This window comes from Dellaglioa sp. CoH-56-MRSF-12 (genome assembly GCF_056782075.1).
Window position 1 is genome coordinate 1 of record NZ_JBXAYD010000032.1, and the last position, 403, is coordinate 403.

Here is a 403-nt window from a genome sequence, read left to right on the forward strand (position 1 = left end):
TCGTGGCCGAGTTGGTCGAAGGCGCGGGCCTGTAGAGCCCGTTCCCCTAGCGGGACGCGGAGGTTCGAATCCATCCCGACTCCACCAGTTTCTTAGGAAGCCTAAATGGCAATTACGCCTCTCTACGACAAGGTTGTTATCCGTCCGCTAATTTCGGACCAGACCACATCTGGTGGTATCGTGATTCCGGGTACGGCAGACAATTCTGATCGTGGTGTTGTGGTGGCCGTAGGCGAAGGACATATCCTGCGCGACGGTTCGATCCGTCCCCTGCGCGTTAAGGTAGGTGACACGGTTATCACGTCAATGACGACTGCAACCGTAGAAGTAGATGGTGAAGAGCTGAAGGTGTGCCTCGAAGGCGACCTGATTGGTATCATCAGTTAAGTAGTACGAATCAGAT

At 54.3% G+C, this 403-nt stretch carries 1 protein-coding gene; it reads left to right on the plus strand.

The genetic code is table 11. The features are described from left to right. Positions 1-105 precede the first annotated feature (105 nt). Positions 106-387 (plus strand): co-chaperone GroES, encoded by a 282-nt coding sequence (locus AC1RPY_RS07685; protein ID WP_289864660.1) that lies wholly within the window; start codon positions 106-108, stop codon positions 385-387. Positions 388-403: the final 16 nt, after the last annotated feature.